General features: G+C 41.2%; 18 protein-coding genes. 15 read left to right on the top strand and 3 right to left on the bottom strand.

Annotated elements, in window-relative coordinates; all coding sequences use genetic code 11:
- Window positions 1-9: 9 nt before the first annotated feature.
- The 10 genes from MKZ11_RS16705 (at window position 10) to MKZ11_RS16660 (ending at window position 12,992) form a co-directional block, all read left to right on the top strand.
- Window positions 10-1,734 carry an ABC transporter ATP-binding protein gene (locus MKZ11_RS16705; protein ID WP_340795498.1) on the top strand — a complete coding sequence of 575 codons (1,725 nt, stop codon included), beginning with the start codon at window positions 10-12 and terminating at the stop codon, window positions 1,732-1,734.
- A complete protein-coding gene (locus tag MKZ11_RS16700) occupies window positions 1,731-3,590 on the top strand; it encodes an ABC transporter ATP-binding protein (RefSeq protein WP_340795497.1) in 1,860 nt (619 codons plus the stop codon). Before MKZ11_RS16705 ends, MKZ11_RS16700 begins: the two co-directional genes overlap by 4 nt.
- Window positions 3,591-3,749: 159 nt before the next feature.
- Window positions 3,750-4,880, top strand: a complete 1,131-nt coding sequence (gene yfkAB, locus MKZ11_RS16695) for a radical SAM/CxCxxxxC motif protein YfkAB (protein WP_340795496.1) — start codon at window positions 3,750-3,752, stop codon at window positions 4,878-4,880.
- A gap of 604 nt (window positions 4,881-5,484) precedes the next feature.
- Window positions 5,485-6,843 (top strand): IS1182 family transposase, encoded by a 1,359-nt coding sequence (locus MKZ11_RS16690; protein WP_340792672.1) that lies wholly within the window; start codon window positions 5,485-5,487, stop codon window positions 6,841-6,843.
- A 1,075-nt stretch (window positions 6,844-7,918) separates the two neighbouring features.
- Window positions 7,919-9,034, top strand: a complete 1,116-nt coding sequence (locus tag MKZ11_RS16685) for an IS4 family transposase (RefSeq protein ID WP_340792764.1) — start codon at window positions 7,919-7,921, stop codon at window positions 9,032-9,034.
- Window positions 9,035-9,241: 207 nt separating this feature from the next.
- A complete protein-coding gene (locus tag MKZ11_RS16680) occupies window positions 9,242-9,679 on the top strand; it encodes a hypothetical protein (protein WP_340795495.1) in 438 nt (145 codons plus the stop codon).
- A 401-nt stretch (window positions 9,680-10,080) separates the two neighbouring features.
- Complete coding sequence (locus MKZ11_RS16675) at window positions 10,081-10,500, top strand: lipoprotein (protein WP_340795494.1); 420 nt, start codon at window positions 10,081-10,083, stop codon at window positions 10,498-10,500.
- Window positions 10,501-10,631: 131 nt separating this feature from the next.
- Window positions 10,632-11,345, top strand: a complete 714-nt coding sequence (locus MKZ11_RS16670) for a YwaF family protein (protein WP_340795493.1) — start codon at window positions 10,632-10,634, stop codon at window positions 11,343-11,345.
- A 115-nt stretch (window positions 11,346-11,460) separates the two neighbouring features.
- A complete protein-coding gene (locus MKZ11_RS16665) occupies window positions 11,461-12,195 on the top strand; it encodes an EcsC family protein (RefSeq protein ID WP_340795492.1) in 735 nt (244 codons plus the stop codon).
- Window positions 12,192-12,992 carry a DUF4097 family beta strand repeat-containing protein gene (locus tag MKZ11_RS16660; protein WP_340795491.1) on the top strand — a complete coding sequence of 267 codons (801 nt, stop codon included), beginning with the start codon at window positions 12,192-12,194 and terminating at the stop codon, window positions 12,990-12,992. Before MKZ11_RS16665 ends, MKZ11_RS16660 begins: the two co-directional genes overlap by 4 nt.
- A 14-nt stretch (window positions 12,993-13,006) precedes the next feature.
- Here the strand turns inward: MKZ11_RS16660 and MKZ11_RS16655 are convergent, their stop codons facing one another.
- Window positions 13,007-13,621 carry a nucleotidyltransferase family protein gene (locus MKZ11_RS16655; protein ID WP_340795490.1) on the bottom strand — a complete coding sequence of 205 codons (615 nt, stop codon included), beginning with the start codon at window positions 13,619-13,621 and terminating at the stop codon, window positions 13,007-13,009.
- Window positions 13,618-14,616, bottom strand: a complete 999-nt coding sequence (locus MKZ11_RS16650) for an XdhC family protein (RefSeq protein WP_340795489.1) — start codon at window positions 14,614-14,616, stop codon at window positions 13,618-13,620. The genes MKZ11_RS16655 and MKZ11_RS16650 overlap by 4 nt, the downstream gene beginning before the upstream one ends.
- A gap of 120 nt (window positions 14,617-14,736) precedes the next feature.
- On the opposite strand from MKZ11_RS16650, the gene MKZ11_RS16645 reads away from it, so the two are divergent.
- From MKZ11_RS16645 to MKZ11_RS16625, 5 genes are all read left to right on the top strand, one after another.
- Window positions 14,737-15,612, top strand: a complete 876-nt coding sequence (locus MKZ11_RS16645; protein WP_340795488.1) for a YIEGIA family protein — start codon at window positions 14,737-14,739, stop codon at window positions 15,610-15,612.
- A 91-nt stretch (window positions 15,613-15,703) separates the two neighbouring features.
- Window positions 15,704-15,895, top strand: a complete 192-nt coding sequence (locus tag MKZ11_RS16640; protein ID WP_340795487.1) for a capping complex subunit for YIEGIA — start codon at window positions 15,704-15,706, stop codon at window positions 15,893-15,895.
- A gap of 19 nt (window positions 15,896-15,914) precedes the next feature.
- Window positions 15,915-18,260: a xanthine dehydrogenase family protein molybdopterin-binding subunit gene (locus MKZ11_RS16635; RefSeq protein ID WP_340795486.1), complete on the top strand. Its 2,346-nt coding sequence runs from the start codon at window positions 15,915-15,917 to the stop codon at window positions 18,258-18,260.
- A complete protein-coding gene (locus MKZ11_RS16630) occupies window positions 18,257-19,087 on the top strand; it encodes an FAD binding domain-containing protein (protein ID WP_340795485.1) in 831 nt (276 codons plus the stop codon). The genes MKZ11_RS16635 and MKZ11_RS16630 overlap by 4 nt, the downstream gene beginning before the upstream one ends.
- Entirely contained in the window at window positions 19,084-19,578 is a 495-nt protein-coding gene (locus MKZ11_RS16625; protein ID WP_340795484.1) for a (2Fe-2S)-binding protein, read from the top strand. Before MKZ11_RS16630 ends, MKZ11_RS16625 begins: the two co-directional genes overlap by 4 nt.
- A gap of 19 nt (window positions 19,579-19,597) precedes the next feature.
- Here the strand turns inward: MKZ11_RS16625 and MKZ11_RS16620 are convergent, their stop codons facing one another.
- Window positions 19,598-19,939 (bottom strand): hypothetical protein, encoded by a 342-nt coding sequence (locus MKZ11_RS16620; RefSeq protein ID WP_340795483.1) that lies wholly within the window; start codon window positions 19,937-19,939, stop codon window positions 19,598-19,600.
- Window positions 19,940-20,057: the final 118 nt, after the last annotated feature.

The raw sequence follows: 20,057 nt of genomic DNA, 5'->3' as shown, positions 1-20,057 counted from the left end.
ATCTGTGGAATGTTAAAATTGCTAAAAAATTTATCCGTCTATAAGTGGATCGTGATAGCGATATTGGGACTCGTTTTCATTCAATCGATGTCGGATCTATTTTTGCCGACACTAATGGCGGATATTATCGACAAAGGGGTAGTCGTCGGTGATATTCCATACATTTGGAAAATTGGGGGAATCATGCTGTTGGTGGCTGCATTTGGAGCTGTTGCATCTGTCGTTGCAAGTTACTACTCTTCAAAAGCAGCAATGGGATTTGGCCGGGATATTCGTCGGAAAGTATTTAAACATGTGGAGAGTTTTTCACTTGAAGATTTTGATGAAATTGGAACGGCATCACTGATTACAAGAACGACGAATGATATTACACAAGTGCAACAAGTGGTCATTATGATGCTTCGTATGGTCGTAAGCGCTCCAATTATGTTGGTCGGCGGTATAATTATGGCCGTTTCAAAGGATGCGAAATTATCATTAATTATCGTTGCGGCGATGCCTATATTAATCGGTTCAGTGTTGCTTATTCTTTATAAAGGGGTACCACTGTTCCAAACTGTGCAAAAACGCTTGGACCGCTTAAACCTTGTATTACGCGAGAACTTAACAGGGATCCGTGTAATCCGTGCGTTTAATCGAGAAAAACAAGAGCAAGTTCGTCTTAAAAAGGCAAATAAAGATTTGACTGATGTGTCAATCAAAGTTAATAAGATGATGGCATTTTTAATGCCTGTTATGATGCTCGTTATGAACTTAACTGTTGTGGGCATCATTTGGTTTGGCGGCATTCGAATTGACAACGGTGCGATGCAGATCGGTGATTTAATGGCGTTTATTCAATACGTCATGCAAATCATGTTCGCTCTTGTTATGGCTTCCATGATGTTTGTCATGATACCGAGGGCTGCAGTTTCAGCAAAACGTATTAACGAAGTGCTTGCGATGAAACCGACATTTTTGGATGAAGGTACTAAAAAAGCGGACAAAGAACCCGGAACTCTTGAATTTGATCAGGTATCATTCAGTTATCCAGGTGCCGAGGAGCCGGCATTGTCGGACATTAGCTTTACCGCGAAATCGGGCGAAGTGACTGCCATTATTGGGGGAACAGGTGCGGGAAAAACTACGCTTATTAATTTGATTCCCCGATTTTATGAAGTTACTTCCGGTACAATTCGTGTCAATGGTGTCGATATTCGGGAATCATCACAAGAGGAAGTGCGGTCCAAAATAGGTTTCGTACCACAAAAAGCGCTACTATTTTCCGGTACGATTGCTGAGAATATTCGTTTCGGCAAAGAAGATGCGACAGAGACCGAAATTGAGCATGCCGCGCGTATTGCACAAGCGGAAGATTTCATTTTGAAGATGAATGATGGCTACGATTCGGTTATTTCACAAGGTGGATCGAATGTTTCGGGAGGTCAAAAACAACGGCTGTCCATTGCACGCGCATTAATTCGCAAACCGGATATTTACATTTTTGATGATAGTTTCTCCGCACTTGATTACAAAACGGATGCAAATTTGCGTGCAGCGTTGAAAGATGAAACAGAGCACGCGACTGTCGTCATTGTTGCACAACGTGTCAGCACTGTCATCGATGCCGATCAAATCATTGTCATAGACGATGGTGGTATTGCCGGAATTGGTACCCACGAAGAACTTCTTGAACAGAATCAGGTATATCGTGAAATCGTCGAATCCCAGATCTCAGAGGAGGAAATCGCATGAGTGAACACAAACGGTCACGACCTCAAGGCGGCGCCCCAATGGGACCTGGAGGAGGAAATGTGATGATGGCAGGGAAAAAAGCCAAGGATTTTAAAGGTACATTACGCCGCCTTATTGGTTATCTATTGCCCCGCCGCAATGCATTAATCGCTGTATTTTTTGCAGCAATTTTAAGTACGGTCTTTATGATTGTAGGACCTAAAATAATGGGAAATGCAATTACCGAATTATTTGAAGGTGCTTATGGGAAGGCCACAGGTGTGCCGGGAGCAGGAATCGATTTTGAGGCAATCGGTAAATTACTCCTTCTACTCGCAGGTTTATATGTCATCAGTAGCCTATTTAGCTATATTCAACAATACATCATGTCAAGTGTGGCACAAAAAACGGTGTATGATTTACGGGAAGATGTCAACGGCAAGCTTAAGAAACTACCGCTTAAATATTATGACGGCCGTCCTGTTGGAGAAACATTAAGCCGGGTAACGAATGATATTGATACAATTGGAAGCACATTGCAACAGAGTTTGACGCAATTTATCACATCGGTTGTTACAATTGTCGGGATTCTTATCATGATGTTAACGATCAGCCCTGTATTGACGCTTATTGCGCTCGTCAGTTTACCTTTATCGCTGTTTGGCATTCGGCCAATTTTGAAAAGGTCACAAAGGCATTTCGCTGCCCAACAACGTACGCTTGGTCAATTGAATAGCCATGTTGAAGAGATGTACACAGGTCACCAAGTCGTCAAAGCATTCGGCCATGAGCGAAAGTCCGTTGCTGAATTTGATGAGGTGAATGAACAATTATATGATGCTGGCCGAAAAGCCCAATTCATTTCAGGAATTATTATGCCAGTGATGTCTTTGATTGGGAACCTCAGTTATGTCGTTATCTGTGTAGTTGGTGGTATCTTAGTGACACAGCGTGCCATTTCAATCGGGGATATTCAAGCGTTCATTACGTATACACGTCAATTCACGCAGCCAATTATGCAAACGGCGAATATCGCAAATATCATTCAGTCAACTGTCGCGGCAGCGGAGCGTGTCTTTGAACTGCTTGATGAGGAAGAAGAAATAAAAGAAGTGACGACAGTGAGTTTAGCACGGGCAGAAGGTACAGTCACCTTTGAACACGTCGACTTTGGTTACGGGGACGATTTGTTAATTGAAGATATGAACATTGACGTGAGCCCAGGTCAAACAGTCGCCATTGTAGGGCCTACGGGTGCTGGGAAAACGACATTGATCAATTTATTGATGCGTTTTTACGAACTGAACGGTGGGAAGATTACAATTGACGGACTCAACACACGGGATATGTCACGTAAAGATCTTCGAACTACTTTTGGGATGGTTCTCCAAGATACATGGCTCTTTAATGGATCGATTAAAGACAATATCGCTTACGGAAAAGAAGGTGCAACGGATGATGAGATTTTCGAAGCATCGAAAACCGCATATGCCGACCACTTTATTCGTACATTGCCGGAGGGTTATGACACACTCTTAAATGAAGAAGCATCAAATATTTCACAAGGACAAAAGCAACTTATCACAATTGCTCGTGCTGTTCTGGCAAATCCTCCTGTTATGATCTTGGATGAAGCGACGTCGAGTGTAGATACACGGACGGAACTGTTAATTCAACAGGCGATGAACCGTTTAATGGAAGGCCGAACGAGCTTCGTTATTGCTCACCGTCTTTCAACGATTCGGGATGCTGATTTAATTATCGTAATGGATCAAGGGAAGGTAATTGAACAAGGAACACACAATGAGCTACTGGAGGAGAACGGCTTTTACGCAGAATTGTACAACAGCCAATTTTCTAATAAACCTGCAGTGTAAAAGCAAAAGCGGAAGCGCCTGTCGCCTCTAAGCGAGACATATAAGCACCCCATCCACAAGTTGATTTCTTGGATGGGGTGTTTTTAAGCTCTTGCGAAAGATTCGTTTGGGGTGCATACTATTTTAGTAGCTTATTATACGTATAGGAGTTAATTAAAAATGAAAAATGATGTAGCAACACTCGAAAAAATGACACCTGCTTACGATCCATGGGAAGCGTACTTGGATGTACAGGAGCATGGCAAACTGACATTGTCGAGCATTGAATTCACGACGACCTATTTATGCAATATGCGCTGTGAACATTGCGCTGTTGGGTATATGTTACAGCATAAAGATCCGGATGCTCTGCCGTTGGACTTACTGCTGTCTCGGCTGGAGGAAATTCCTCATTTACGAACTATAAGTCTTACAGGCGGAGAGCCAATGTTCTCCAAAAAGTCGATAGAGAAGTATGTTCTACCATTATTGAAGTATGCGCATGAACGTGGAGTTCGTACACAAATGAATTCGAACTTAACGATGCCACTCGCCCGCTATATGGCGATTGCACCGTATTTAGATGTCTTACATATTTCACATAACTGGGGCACGGTCGAGGATTTCGTGGATGGCGGCTTCGCCAATATGGAGCGGAAACCTCCCCGAGAACGCCGCGCTGAGCAATTTCAGCGGATGATCGATAACAGCCGGGCATTGGCTGAAGCAGGCGTCATGGTTTCAGCGGAAACGATGTTGAATAAACGGACGCTGCCTCATCTAGAGCATATCCATCGACAAGTAGTAGAGGAAATGAAATGTGCTAGGCACGAAGTTCACCCTATGTACCCAAGTGACTTCGCTTCACAGCTTGAAGTGCTTTCTTTGGATGAAACTCGTAAAGCAATTCACGAGCTGCTAGATCATCGTGACGAAGATGTCTGGATGCTGTTTGGTACACTTCCATTTTATGCATGCAGTGATAACGAAGAGGATTTGGCGCTGTTAAAACGAATTTACAACAGTAAAAACGTATCGGTGCGTAATGACCCGGATGGCAGGTCCCGTCTGAACGTCAATATTTTCACTGGCGATGTGATTGTCACGGATTTTGGTGATACACCGCCAATGGGCAATATTCAAACGGAATCGCTTCCTGTAATGCTCGACCGCTGGCTTGAACGCCCACTTGCAAAAACGATTGGTTGCCATTGTACCGCGGTTAACTGCTTAGGGCCAAATCTATTGGTAAAAGACGCGTATTATCCTAAAATGGATTTCACGAAAAAGAAAGCGAACATATCGCTATAAAACAGATTAAAAACGACACCGCTATGAGCAATTGAGTTCTCATGGAAGTGTCGTTTTTATGTTTTAAGCTTTGTTAACAAAGGAGCCGATTAACAATCTTCCCCAGTAAATACTTCTTACTTTTGTGATGAAACACTAGATATCCTATGCAGTTTATTCGTTAAGCGTTTGGTTGTTGTTCGTCCGTCGCTCTCCAAAGATACAGGTACATGAAGTGCTAAAGCTTTTGGGAGCGAGTGGATACTCGCTTTCCTAACCATACAGGGACAGCCAAAGATGCACATGTACAAATGTGACTTTTAAGCTATTCTTACAGGTGCTTTATGTAAGTAAGTGGTTAATAAACAGAAACCATTTGTTAAATTATTAATGATGTTGAATTGGATAGAAACGAAGCATTTTGGCATGAAGTTTTTCTTTATCCATTATAGTAATAGGCTTCTGCTTAGAGCGATTTCTATTTTATTTTTTAATATATGAGTTAATTTCATAATCCTAAGCCCTTACGTATCAAGGCTTTCAAGACATAAAAAATAGAGCACCTCCCCAAATCCTGTATAATGTAAGTTACGACACATACATAACAGACTGGAGAGATGCCCCTATGTCCATTATACGACAACAAAGCCTGTTTGACATGCATGAATTATATAAGATGGAACCCACCCATCATTTTGAAGCAGTTTTTTCAACAGTTAACTTAAATCCTATCTTGAATCTATTCGATAAACCGAAAAAAGTAGGTGCACCTAGAGAATTGAATTACGGTGCCATGATCTATTCACTTATCGCTCGCGTCGTCGAGCGTATTGTGACAATCAAGGATCTTGTCAGACGGTTGGATCGTGACCCCATTTTTCGTTATGACTGTGGTTTTCTTCATTCCGACCAAATCCCATCCGAAGCTTCTTATTCCAGGATGATTACCGTCATCAGTGAATCAGATACGATGACCCAAATTCATGACAATCTTATTTTGCTGGCCATCGATGAAGGGCATATTGGCGAAGAAAACATCGCCATTGACGCCACCCATTTCGAGGCGAGGGATCGTGCCCAGGCTTCCGAAAAGAAAGAAAAGCCGGCTTCGAAAAAGCGCGGTCGCAAGCCAAAAGCCGAACGTGAACAATGGTTGAAAGAAAAACAGGCGGCGGAGAAAGCGCGTCCGATTTATGAAAAAGAGATTGTACATCAGCTATCCGAATCAGTAGAAACGTTGTTTAAAGAGGCCCCTATCGATCCGAAATGGGGAATCAAGAAAAACAGTGATGGAAAAAACACCTTCTGGTTTGGTTATAAAGGTCATTTGGCCGTCAGCACAAAAAGCCAATATATTCTTACGGGTATGATGACGTCCGGTAGTCTCAATGACGGGAAAGCAGCCATTCCATTATTGAAGAAAATTGATCGGGACCTTCCAGCTTTATTTAACACAGGTCTTTTCGATGCCGGTTACGACTACGAACCGATTTATCAACAATTGACTGACCAAAATCTACAAGCCGTCATTCCGTATAATCGACGCAACGAAGGAGAGATGGTCGGTTACGACGAGCATTTCGCACCGACGTGTGTCGTAGAGCATTCCTATCTTTACGATAGCTTCGATCCGAAATACAAGACACTGAAATATACACGCCCGAAAGAATGTGCGACCTGTCCATTACAACACGACACCCTTTGTCAAAAGACCTATAAAATTAGACAATCCACGGATTTCAGGAAGTACACCAATCCAGCCAGGGGATCGAAAAAGTGGGATGAACTGTACAAGGAACGTACCGCTGTCGAACGGGTCAATGCGTATTTAAAAGAATTCTTCGGGCTCAATAATGTCCGTCATCGAACTGGAAAGAAAGCGAAGCTGCACTTCCAATTGGTGACGCTTGTTTATAATGCTTCAAAATTAGCCACGGATCGGATCAGAGTAGTAATGAAGCAACAGTCGTTACAAGTAGCTTAACTACATCGAAATTTTATTTTTAAAAAACTTGAAAATCATCAAGGGGCTACTCTACACATTTTTAAAAATGGCTATTATGAAATTGATTCATATATGTTGAATTAAAGAACCCCATTGAATCTGCTGTGGCGCTCAATAATGGGGGATTTGTAATTCGGGGTGTGGATTGTAGAACGCTTGGCGCTTTGGGGGTGCCTTTACCGCGCCTGCGCTAGGGTGTTGATTATCGAGAAATATGTGATTTTGAGATGTATATTACGAGATTATAAGGTGATTACTAGTTGATACTAATTATATTCAAGAAAGACGCACTCCAGATTTCAGATTTCATCACAGCTAACGAAATGATCTTTCTCAAATAGACCATCCAGCGAAGACGCGACTTCGTGGTAGCCGGAGCGATAAGACTGAAAGTGGTCTCCTTTCCGGCTTATCGCGGGAGGCATCCACAAAGCGTCGAAGCGATATTAGTAGGAATTCTAATTCATTCCTCATGTATTGGACCATTCGTTGATCACATTCAATCGATTAATGGTACTCCAGGTTGTAGGTCCCATCCCCGAAAACGAAATGCGCTTTCTCAAAGACTATCCAACGCAGGCGCGACTTCGTGATAGCCGGAGCGAAAAGACTGAAAGTGCTCTCCTTTCCGGCTTATCGCGGGAGGCATCCACAAAGCGCCGAAGCGGTATTGGAAGGAGTCCTAATTCATTCCAAGTATTAGGACTTTTTCAGTGACCTACCAAAAGGTCTTGTAAAGCGCTACGCCGTATTTATTTGTTTATCTTCCGATAGATTTACTCTTTTTCATGTATCAGAGTGGTTACTTCCTAATCTCTATCTTAAGTTTTGCTGGCTTTTTTAATGAATTGTGTGAATTGGTGAAAAACAAATTTAATAAGCGTATACTAGTATTTATTCATACATATTTTATCACTAGTGTTGCATTAAAATATATTCAATATAAAAAGTTCCCGAAATGTTCACTAACTTTATTTTCTGCATAAAAAAATTCCTTTATAATGGATAAAGTCAGGTGGTAACCCGTCCAAATCCACTAAAAAAGGAACTACTCATGGACAAGATTACACGAAAAACTTCATTTGGACAATGGTTTTCACCTATTAATATTCAATTAGTTGAAGAAAACGTGAAAACAATGAGATTAGATGCTTATACGAAGAAACTTACGACAGATTCATTCTTAAAATTACTGCTTTTTGCACAGCTTCATGAAACGGAAAGTCTGCACGCGCTGAGTGATTGTCTTTTTAATAAACATCTTCAAGTCAGCACAAACCTTGATTCTATAAGCGTTTCTCAATTATCCCGCAGGCTCAATGGAATGAATCCCGTGCTATTTCAACAACTTTTTCTTGATTTAGTCGCGCAAATTCATCAAAAAACAAATTATGCCAAAATCACTATGCCTTTAAAAATCATTGATTCGAGCACATTGCCACTCAATTTAACCAATCACCGATGGGCTAAATTCCGCAAAACGAAAGCTGGGGTAAAGCTTCATTTACGTCTTGTGTTTATGGAAAAAGGAACGTCCTATCCTGAAAAAGCTGTGCTTACAACAGCGAATGAACATGATCGTAATCAGCTTGAAGTCATGGTTGATGACAAGGAATGCATGTATGTTTTCGACCGTGGATATTTAGATTACGAACGTTTCGATCGCATGACAGATGACGGCTACTTTTTCTTATCCAGACTACGTAAAAATGCAGTAATCCATGAATGTGAAGACTTCCAATTGCCAGAAGGCACAACGGTATTATCGGATCAAGCGGTGTTGATTGGTACAACTCAAAATCGTGCTGAAAACATCTTTCGCTTACTCAAAGTAATAGACTCGAAAGGGAATGAACTACAACTCATCACCAATCGGTTTGACCTGAGTGCAGACGAAATCTCCGAGATGTACAAATCACGCTGGGCAATTGAACTGTTTTTTAAATGGATCAAACAACATTTGAACATCAAAAAGTTCTATGGTCAAAGCGAATGGGCCATTCATAATCAGGTATATATCGCACTCATCGTATATTGCTTGAATGTGTTGGTGCAAATAAAGACACGGAGTAAACATAAAATCTTGAAAATTAGTCGCTATTTAAAGGCTTCTCTTTGGAAACCTGCACATATTTGGATTCGTAAAATCAAAGGGACAGCAGTCCCGTAACAACTAAACTGTCGTTGCCGCAAATGTCTAATTGTAAATAAAAACCAAATGGACGGACCACCTTTATTGGAGTGTATATCTTTTTGGCTCAACGCCGTAAAAATAAATAGTAAGAATTTTAAATCATTTTTTTATGCAACACTAGTGATATTTTATAAGTAAGGGAAAGTAATAGCGAGGATGCAGGCCGTATGCAGGACTGCTAGAATGGAGGACGAGTTGAAAGTGCGGGGAATTAAATGGAATTCGAAGGTTTCAACAATAATAAGATTCAGCACGTATGGGCTATCATTATTATCATTGATTATTGCTTACAATACAAATTATTATCTTACTGGAGTTCAAGAAATCGATTTGGTATACGCTGATCTCCAAAAAGCTGCATTTCATGGAATTCTGATAGCTGTCTTGGTAATTATATTGGACATTTTGTATAGTTTTACAAAGTATAAAGTGTTAGCCATTCTAATTTCTATTGTTGTAGCTATTTATTCAGCTTTTCTCGCATTTGAATCCTTTCATTTTCATTATAGAGATATATGGTTGACTGTAATTCTTGTTTTATTTTCACTTCTATTTGCGGTAATTGCGATAATCAGCACTTTACGGCTTGAAAAAGCAGGTTTTACTAAAGAAAAAAAGTGATTTTCTAATAAGAATTGAGGAGTCTTTTTTACTCAAATTGGTCGGACATCATTTAGGGCCTTCACAGTGACATTAATGAATAATTTGCGGTTAATGGATCGTGTCATAAGCTAGATGTTGGGAAGAAGAAAGCAAATCATGTAGACGACACCTCTTAAGGTACATGAAATCTCACAGGGATGTCGTTTTTGTTTTCCTGGAAAAATTAAACCAGGGTTTACATAATTATGTCTCGAGTAATTATGTATTGCCACTATAGCTTTCTATAGATTGAATGCAAAATATAAACGATGCAAAGGTTAACAATGTATTACTCATACCGAATACCTTTAAAAAGTTAGATATGTATTTGTTGTGTTAGGAGTAAGATGTAAAATAAAACATTTTACAAGGATGATGATGTGAAAAAAAGATTATTGTTAATTGGAATCATTTTAGTAGTAACGGGTTGCAGTTCTTCATTTACATTTTCAGAAATAAACGCAGAAAGTGTAAATAATAATGTACAAGAATTTATTAGTAATATAGAAGTGGAAAATGGTATCTATCTTTACCTTGATGGTAAAAAAGCAGCATATATATTTTTAAATGGAATTTACGTTGCACAAGGTAGTGATGCTATTTATTTTAGTGGTTTTAATGTAAATAGTCAGCGAGATACATTGAATATATTTTTTAATCAAGAGTACGATTCTGACTACTCAAACGCTAACTTAAACTATCAAGTTTTATATGAAATCAAAACAGGGAAAGTATATGATTCTATAAACATTTTCTGCAACGGTAAACCTACTTCGTTTGATATAATAGCAGGGAATTAATAACTTTCAGTAAAATACAGTGAAAATAAATTGAGGAATAAGATTAGAGAACTCACGTTTAATTCATGAAATTTAATAACTTCATCGAATGATATACAAGATTCAAGGTGCATAAGAAAAGGGTGAAAAAGATGGCAGGTTATACGGAACCTTCCTTTGTAATGTTTTCAACAGCGCATATGATGGCAGTAGGTGTATTACTATTTTTGATTTCCCTACTTTTTATTTTAAAAAAGAGAGTAACTATTCAACCGATGTCAAACCGACGAATTGAACGTCTTTTTGCCCTGACCCTACTGGCGATGGAAGTTCTTTATCATAGTTGGATGATCAGGACTGGAAGATGGGATTTGAGCGATTCGTTGCCGCTTGAATTATGTAGCGTCAGTTTGATTGCCGCAATTATTCTCTTATGGACTGGAAATAGGCATTTGTGCGATTTCGTCTTTTTTGCAGGCATCGGGGGAGCGATTCAAGCAATGGTCACGCCCGTCCTAGATGTCGGATTTCCACATTTCAGGTATTTCCACTTTTTTTACACGCATATCGGAATTATAGTAACAGCTTTATACTTCACGTGGATGAAAGGTTACCGGCCTACATTTAAAGGAATTCTCAAAACGATGGCTGCATTAAACATACTATTACCGGTTATAGTTTTCGCGAATATCTCGTTCCAAGGCAATTACATGTTTTTGAGGAAAAAGCCTTCCAATGGAAGTTTGCTTGATTACCTAGGACCCTATCCGTGGTATATTTTATCACTAGAAGGAGTCGCATTTATCCTATTCGTCTGCTTATGGCTGCTATTCAGGAAGCGGAATATACATGTTGAATCATGTTAGCTACGTCCTAAGACTGAGATACAAACACTTCTCAGGACCATTTGAAAGAAATTCCTATCCATTATACTAGTGTGTAATCAGTAAATGATTGCCACGGAAAGAAGGGTGCAAAGCTATGGTTGATTATACGATGAAAGTGCAAGAGGAATTGCATTTTTGGAAGCACAAAATGACAAAACGAACGGGTCTTATTAGCCGCACGTCGAAAAAAGCGCAAACGAAAGTGAATGGACTTATTCCAGATAAAGTTCATAATGTCATGACTGAGAGCATCAAAAATATGGTGAAAGCCACTTTGGTCGGTTCAAACATCACGTCGAAAAAAAGGCCAACAACCGTGTTAAGTCTATATGAGCGTGATGAGTTATTTAAAGAAAAGCTCTCTTTATTTCGCAAAACGGCTGTCGTTGAAGGCGCGGGGACTGGAGCAGGGGGGATTATGCTGGGGCTAGCCGATTTCCCGTTGTTGTTATCGATTAAAATGAAATTCCTGTTTGAAGCTGCAACCGTTTATGGATTTGATCCGAATGAATATGAAGAGCGTTTATTCCTTTTACACGTATTCCAGCTCGCTTTTTCAAGCGAAGAAACAAGGAAAGAAACATTGGCTATCATTGAAGATTGGGAAGTTCAGAAACATTTAATTGCGGATATGGACTGGAGAGATTTTCAACAAGGGTATCGGGATCATATCGATTTAGTAAAGATGTTCCAATTAATCCCTGGCTTCGGAGCAATTGTCGGTGCGTTTGCCAACTATAATCTGCTTGACCAACTTGGAGAAACGGCGATGAATTCATATCGGCTACGCTTGCTACACCCTTATGAAAGGTGGTCTGAGGAAAGTTGATTTTCAAAAACAAATTAGTCATCATTGTAGTGCTGTTTTTAATCGTTATAGGTGGAATTACATTGATATTTGCACCGAAAGATTTACTTGTAAAGAATGCAAAAAAAATAGTAGTAGATGATTCTTCATTCACTACTATTGAGATTTTGGCGGACAATGCAACGGTGGAAATTGTTCCGACCAATGATTCGGTTACGACAGTGGAGTATTCAGGTAAAACAAAGAAAAAATCGAAATTCACATTCAAGGCTGATGTAAAAGGAGATACACTAGCCATTCAATTTAAAGAAAAGCGGAGAAGTTTCATTAATTTCGGTTTTTCTTCTTTCAACTTAAAATTACTTGTGAAAGTGCCGGAAAAACAATATGACAAACTACAAGCTGAAACCGATAACGGACAAATCAAAGTGGAAAGTATCCAGGTGAAGGATATAGCGTTGGAAACAGATAATGGCACGATTGATATGAAAAATGTAGAGGCTATTACTGTCAATCTTCAAACAGATAACGGAAAAATACATCTTGAATCTGTCGCAGGTCAGATAACTGGGAAAACAGATAATGGTGGAATATCTTTGGTGACAAACAACTTAGATCGACCGATTGAATTGACGACAGATAATGGGGAAATCGAAGTTCAAACGGAAAAAGAACCGACGAATGCTACGATTGATGTTAAAACGGACAACGGAAAAATCAATGTTTTTGGCTCTGAAAACAAACATACAACGTTCGGCAATGGTAAGCATTTGATTAAATTAAGAACGGATAATGGGAGAATAACAATTACGAAATGAGAGGAGGCACTCTATCATTTCGTTTTTTTTATTGATTGTAGTGTTAGGTAATCTTCATTCGTATCGACATCGAATACGAGCCGCTTATCGGCACAGGGCAATAGTTTTCCCTTTTGAAGAAAATCCCCCTGTAAAATAGCCCTCGCTCCTTTGTCTCCATGTAACTTTAAAAGTTCGCCATACATGGAAGCCGAAAATAGAACAGGCGGAGTGATTGTCTGTTCGTATATGGTAGCTACGAATCTGCATGTCGGGTTATTCTTCATGCATGCGATCATCTCTTCGAGCATTTGAACGGTAATGAAGGGTTGATCCGCTAGTATGACGAGGACAGCATCCATTTGATCTGCTTGTGCCTGTTCGATGCCACGGCGCAATGATTCGGACTGGCCTTTATGGGCAGTAGGACACTTTATGAATGTACATCGCGCATCTAACTTCATTTCATCGGGAAGCCAAGCCGCATCGTCCTCATCCTTTGTAATGATATAGACTTTATCAAGTGACGATTTTAAAACTATCTCAAGTGCTAGGCTCCCTACAGTCATTGTCCCAATAGGCAGTGCCAACTTATTGGTCCCCATACGGCTGCTGTTTCCGGCAGCAAGATAAATACCTGCGATTTTCATATTCTTTTCCTCCGTTTCACTGCAATCAGTTCGGCTATAATGCTGACAGCGATTTCCTCAGGTCCATCCGCACCAATGGAAAGTCCCACGGGCGAACGAACCCAATCGGGAATTTCTCCGCCAAGTAAGCGAAGGGTTCTTTTTTTTGACCCTAAAATACCGAAATACAATAATCGACTAGGACGCAATTTTTTCATGATCATTAAGTCTTTCTGAAAGTCATGCGTCATAACGACGACTGAATCCAATGAACTAAACTTTATGTTGCCAATCAATTTCTCCACATTACCTGTTTGAAAAGACTTCGCTTTAGGGAAATGAACCTCATTACAAAGCGATTCGCGCCAGTCGAGCATGTGGACAGCGTATCCCACGCGCGCGGCAAGCTGGGCAAGCGGTCTGGCATCTACTCCTGCCCCAAATATGTAAAGATTCGGCATAGGCCACAACAATTGATGATAAACCGTATCGTCACCAACGGCTTTCTGCCCTGCAATGTGTTGAAATGGAGTGGTGATGGTAAATTCATCTTGGCTTACATAGTCCAAATCACCATATTGTTCACCATTTCTGCTTCTAAATGAATACGTGTCAAAATTATTCATCGATTGGATGAAAGTAACAGGATCTTTTGCTAGCAGCTGTTTATTTAGAAATGTGATGGCTCGTCGGAACTTAGAATTAATGTCCCGAATCATGACGGTAACAACTCCATTGCATCCCGCACCGCGTCCCCACCCAAGATCGTCTTCCGCACTCAAATCATAACGATGAATTTCAGCTTTTCCTGTATTGAAGAGTTTCCGCGCACGACTCCGTAAATCACTTTCAAGACAGCCTCCGCTAATCACACCGATTTGTGAATCATTTTCCCGTATCAACATCCAGGCTCCTTCTTTTCTATAAGCTGATCCTTCTACATTAACAATCATTGCAAGTACAGCAGGCCGGCCATCACTCAATATTTTTTCAATCAGTTGCTGAATTGTCTCCATATCTCCACCCCTTACTACTGACTGTAGCCATTGTGCCGAACTTCTATGCGATTCATGGATTGTTCATACTAATCAAACACCACTTTGGTTAAACTACTTTTCATAAGGGGAGGATAAGTCATGGATCAGTATTTACTTCCAGTTATTGCAGGAATCATTTTTGGCTTTTTAGCACGGACAGTTCTATTGCGTACCGATTTCCGGCAGTATCCTACATATCCACAAGGACGGATTATTCATCTATCTTTCGGATTTATAGCGGCCTTCATCGGAGCGGTTGCGATTCCTGCGGTACTTGAATCCGATTGGACCGCTGTGACGTTTCTTGGACTTGCTGCAACACAGTTTCGAGAAGTTCGGAAAATGGAGAGGGAGTCACTTGAAAAAATCGATACGAGTGAACTTGTAAAACGTGGCACGCCATTCATTGAAGGAATGGCGCAGGCGTTTGAAAGCCGTAATTATTTAGTGATGTTTACTGGTCTTGTGACGACGCTATGCTCGGTATTTTCTATTTGGTTCGGAATTATTGGTGGGGTTGTCATGCTTATTATTGTGAAATACAATATGACGGGAAAATCACTATCGGCAATTGCTGACGTTACGGAAGCGGAGATTCGCTTTGAAGGTCCAACGCTCTTTGTTGGCGATATTCTAATTAAAAATGTCGGGCTTGAGGATACGAGACATGTCATCACAGAACGGGCAGTTGGTGCAATTGTCACCCCTAAGAATGAAAACAGTGTTATCACATTGTCCTTCCTTGGTCAGCGGCAAGCGATGTTACATCATATAGCGACTGTATTAGGCGCATATCTGGATTCAGGTGAACCTGCACTACTGCCACTTACCAAAAGAGATATGGCAGATGGCCGGATTGCACTTTTCTTTTTGCCGCGAGAAAAAGATTTTCAACAAATTAAGGCAGTAATAGAGAAAGTACCAGTACTAGATAGTGCGATTCGATTGCCAAAAGAAGCAGATAAAGGTAAATGAGTCATCTCCATAGAGTTTTTGCTGAAATTAAAAAACTTCAAAATCGTAAGCGTAACATTTTTTGCATCCTATATAAAGGGAGTTGAAAGGTTTGGAAAATCAGCATTCAGAGATTGTTGCCGTCATTACGATGAAACCGGAAACCATCCAGGCTGGAGGTGCAACTGTTTTCATAGCGGATAATAAAAAGCATTTGCAAAAAATTAGCATGACTTTAGAGAAAATCATGGATGCTTCTGCACATGAAATAGACGAAGACACAATGATTATTGTCGCACGCTAAGAAGTCAGGAGGATTAATCATGGATAGCACAATACGAACTACTGTTGGTAAGTCTGAACATAGAATTGATGCAGTTGAAAAAGTGACAGGGAAAGTTCGATATATTGGGGATTACGCGGTGCCAGGCATGTTGCATGCGAAACTCGTGACAAGCACCAATGCCCACGCCACTATCACTGCAATGGATACAAAGGAGGCATGGAAAGTTCCGGGGGTACGGGCAATTGTAACAGGAGACATGTTTCCTTTCCATATCGGACCAATACTTGCTGATCGACCGCCATTAGCATTTGAAAAAGTTCGGTATTATGGTGAACCGGTAGCCATTATTGTCGCAGATCATGAACATCAAGCAAAACTAGCTGCCAGTAAGGTGAAGATTAAGTATGAGCCTTTACCTATTGTGAATTCCGCAAAACAGGCATTTGAAACAGATGCTCCCTTAATCCATCCTGATTTAGGGCAGTATATGAAAATTATCAGTGATGTCTATCCAGTTCCAGGGACAAATATCGGCAGTCATATTAAAATCCGTAAAGGGGATTTAGGTTCAGCATGGAAAAACTGCGCCGAAACGGTATCGGCTACATACAATTTTAATCTTTCAGATCATGCCGCACTGGAAACGCGCAGTACACGGGTTGAAATTAATCCAGAAGGTAAAGTCATTGTCCATTCATGTTCCCAATCGCCATACACGATTAAAAAGGTCTTGAATCAGTTTTTCAATATTGAAGTCGGCAATGTAATTGTTCATATTCCTCTAGTCGGCGGTGCCTTCGGAGGGAAGGGGACTGTACAGTTGGAACCCCTTGCTTATTTGGCATCGAAAGCCGTTGGTGGAAAAATGGTGAAGCTACAATTGGAGCGCGAGGAGGATATGAGAACGGCTCCCTGTCATATCGGATTTGACGCCACCATTAAACTAGGTGTCGACAAGGACGGTAAATTACTTGCGGGACAGTATACATTTCTGATTGATTCTGGAGCTTACACGGACCAGGCGGCGGGCATAACGAGGGCGGCAGCAATTGATTGTACAGGTCCGTATCATATCCCTAATGTCTGGTGTGACTCCTACTGCATGTATACGAATCATACTTTTGCAACCTCGTTCAGAGGCTACGCCCATCCGGAATTGACATTTGCAGTAGAAAGAACGATGGATCAATTGGCTCGAAAGTTAAATATGGATCCCATCCAATTGCGAATACTAAACGGGATCAAACCTGGTAACACGACACCGACTCAAACTGTACTTACTGCGAATAATATCGGTGATGTGGAGAAATGCATGATTCGGGCAAAAGAATTGATCAAGTGGGATGAAGGCGAGCGGATTGAGGTAAGCAAAAAAGCCATCCGATCAAAGGGGATCAGCATGTTTTGGAAAACATCAACCACCGCAACGAACGCCCAAGCTGGAGCCGTTTTGACTTTTGAGGCGGATGGGAGTGTGAATTTAAATTGCGCAGCGATTGAACTGGGACAAGGTACTAAAACGATTCTCGCACAAATTGTCGCCGAGAAACTGAAGCTTGGAATGGACAAAATCCATGTGACGATGGAAGTAAATACACAGTATGACCCTCATCAGTGGCGGACGGTGGCGAGTAGCACTACTTTTTTGGCGGGACGGGCGGTATTGGCTGCCGCCGAAAATGCAGTTACCCAATTGAAGAAAACTGCAGCCGCTGTTTTGCAATGTGCAGAAGAAGATTTGGATGTGGGCGACGGACGTGTCTATTTAAAGCCCGATCCAACGTACGGTGTCGGATTCAAAGACCTGGCTTTAGGATACACATACCCGAGCGGACATTCCATTGGTGGGCAAATTGTCGGCGTCGGAAAACATATCCAACGGCATTTGACGCCGATGGATAAAGAAACGGGATTCGGGAAACCAGGTCCTTGGTGGTCAGTTGGGGTCCAAGCGGTTGAAGTTGAATGGAATCAGCGTGATTGTACGTACAAAGTACTAAAGGCGGTGACAGTCCTTGATGGCGGCACGATTATTAACCCAACTACAGCACTGCAGCAAATGAGAGGCGGCATGTACATGGGACTTAGTTTTGCAAGCACTGAAACGTTTGTTTTCGATGAACAAGGTGTTATGCAAAACCCAGATTTACGCAATTATCAACTCTTGCGTTTCGGAGAACAGCCCGCACAATACCTCGTTGATTTCATTGAGACCCCATCTGCTGATGGACCGTATGGTGCGCGAGGAATTGGGGAGTATGGGGTGATTGGAATGGCGGCGGCACTTGCAAACAGTCTTTCCGTGGCAGCGCAAGTTGAGTTAAACGAGTTGCCACTCATTCCAGAATTCATATGGAAAATGAGGAAGGAGAGTGGACAATGATTTCCTTCGACTTTGACTATTATAAACCCTCGTCTCTAGACGAAGCGGTTGAGACGTTTAACCGGGCTCATAAACTCGGGAAAAAGGTCATGTACTACTCTGGGGGAACAGAAATTATTACATTCGCTCGGGTGAATACAATAAGTGCCGATGCGGTTATTGACATTAAAGGGATACCTGAATGCAATGTTTTAGAATTGCAGGGGGATAAATTGATCATCGGGGCAGCAGTGTCGTTGAATAAAATCACCGAGTCCAATTTGTTCCCTTTATTAGGCCAGACAGTTAAACAAATTGCGGATCACACATCTCGAAACAAAATTACAATCGGCGGCAACATGAACAGCCAATTCATATACCGAGAAGGCATGCTTCCTTTTTTGGTAACAGATGCAAAAGTGATGCTTGCTGTAAAGAATGAGGTAGAAATGCACCCTTTGGAAGATCTTTTTAATAAAAAGATGGATAAAATGACCTTTCTAGTGCAAATACATGTTGACACGTCCTATCTCGATTTACCTTTTATCAATCTAAAAAGAACGAGAATGTCAAAGGTAGGTTATCCGGTCGTATCTGTCGCGGCATTAGTGAAAGATAATCACATTCGCGTCGCATTTAGCGGAGTTTGCGAACATCCTTTTCGTTCAACTGTAGTTGAAGGCGTGTTAAACGATACGTCATTGACTGAATTGGATCGAGTCGATAAGGCGGTTGCCAAGCTTCCGGCAACAATCGTCCAAGATATTTATGCATCCGCGAAATACCGAGAATATGTCTTGAAAAATGTATTAACAGATACATTGGAAGTATTGGAGGCAAAAAAATGATCATTTCAACTGAAAAGTCAAAAACAATCATTCAACTTCATGTAAATGGGCAAACCCACGACGCAGTCATCCGATCCGCCGATACACTCTTGCATACATTACGCGAGCAACTTGGATTGACGGGTGCAAAACAAGCATGTGAAAACGGCGATTGCGGGGCTTGTACAGTGCTTGTAAATGGGAATCCGATGCATTCCTGTCTATCCTTATCGATTGAAACGGTGAACGAATCGATTACAACGATCGAAGGATTGTTGAATTCTCCTGTTCAAAAAGCATTCGTTGAAAAGTGGGCTATTCAATGCGGATACTGCACGCCAGGATTCATTGTCAATGCTCATGCTTTGGTGGAAAATCATCCTGATGCCGATGATGAGATGATTGATGAATGGCTGCGGTCAAATCTATGTAGGTGCACGGGGTATCAGGAAATTAAAGAAGCGGTAAAAGCGGCATTACTAGAAAAGAAAAACCTGCCTTCGACTAGTTGAAATAAGTCGAAGGCAGGTTTTATCCTTTTTTGAAACTATTATTTCCGCTGTTCAGCGATTGGATCAGTTGCAATGTTTGCGCAGCCTGTTCAATTTGTTGCCTAACTTGCTCCAATTGTTGCTGGACGGCGGTCGTCGATTGTGTAACCGCAGTCCCTTGCATTTGATTCATTAGTTGGGACGCCTGTTGAAGCTGCTGTTGCGCCTGCTGCACCGATTGCTGATCAGTCATCGAATTGATTTGTTGTATCGTTTGTACGGCCTGTTGCATCGCTTGAAGTGCCTGTTTCTTATGCTTCTGAAATTGCTGATCTGTTTGCGCTTGATCTTGCTGTGACTGTTGTTCACTTTGTTGTTTCAAGACGAGGACTCCTTTCGTTTGAAGTGGACTAATCCCCTATAGTGTCGGTGAAACGGATGTTTTTTAATCACAGATTTCGAAAAGCGACCTATTGAATGGTCTACACTTTGTAATTATC

Source organism: Sporosarcina sp. FSL K6-1508 (genome assembly GCF_038007465.1).
GTDB classification, from domain to species: Bacteria; Bacillota; Bacilli; order Bacillales_A; family Planococcaceae; genus Sporosarcina; species Sporosarcina psychrophila_B.
The sequence above is the reverse complement of the archived record's forward strand: the minus strand, read 5'-3'. Positions and strand labels throughout refer to the sequence as shown.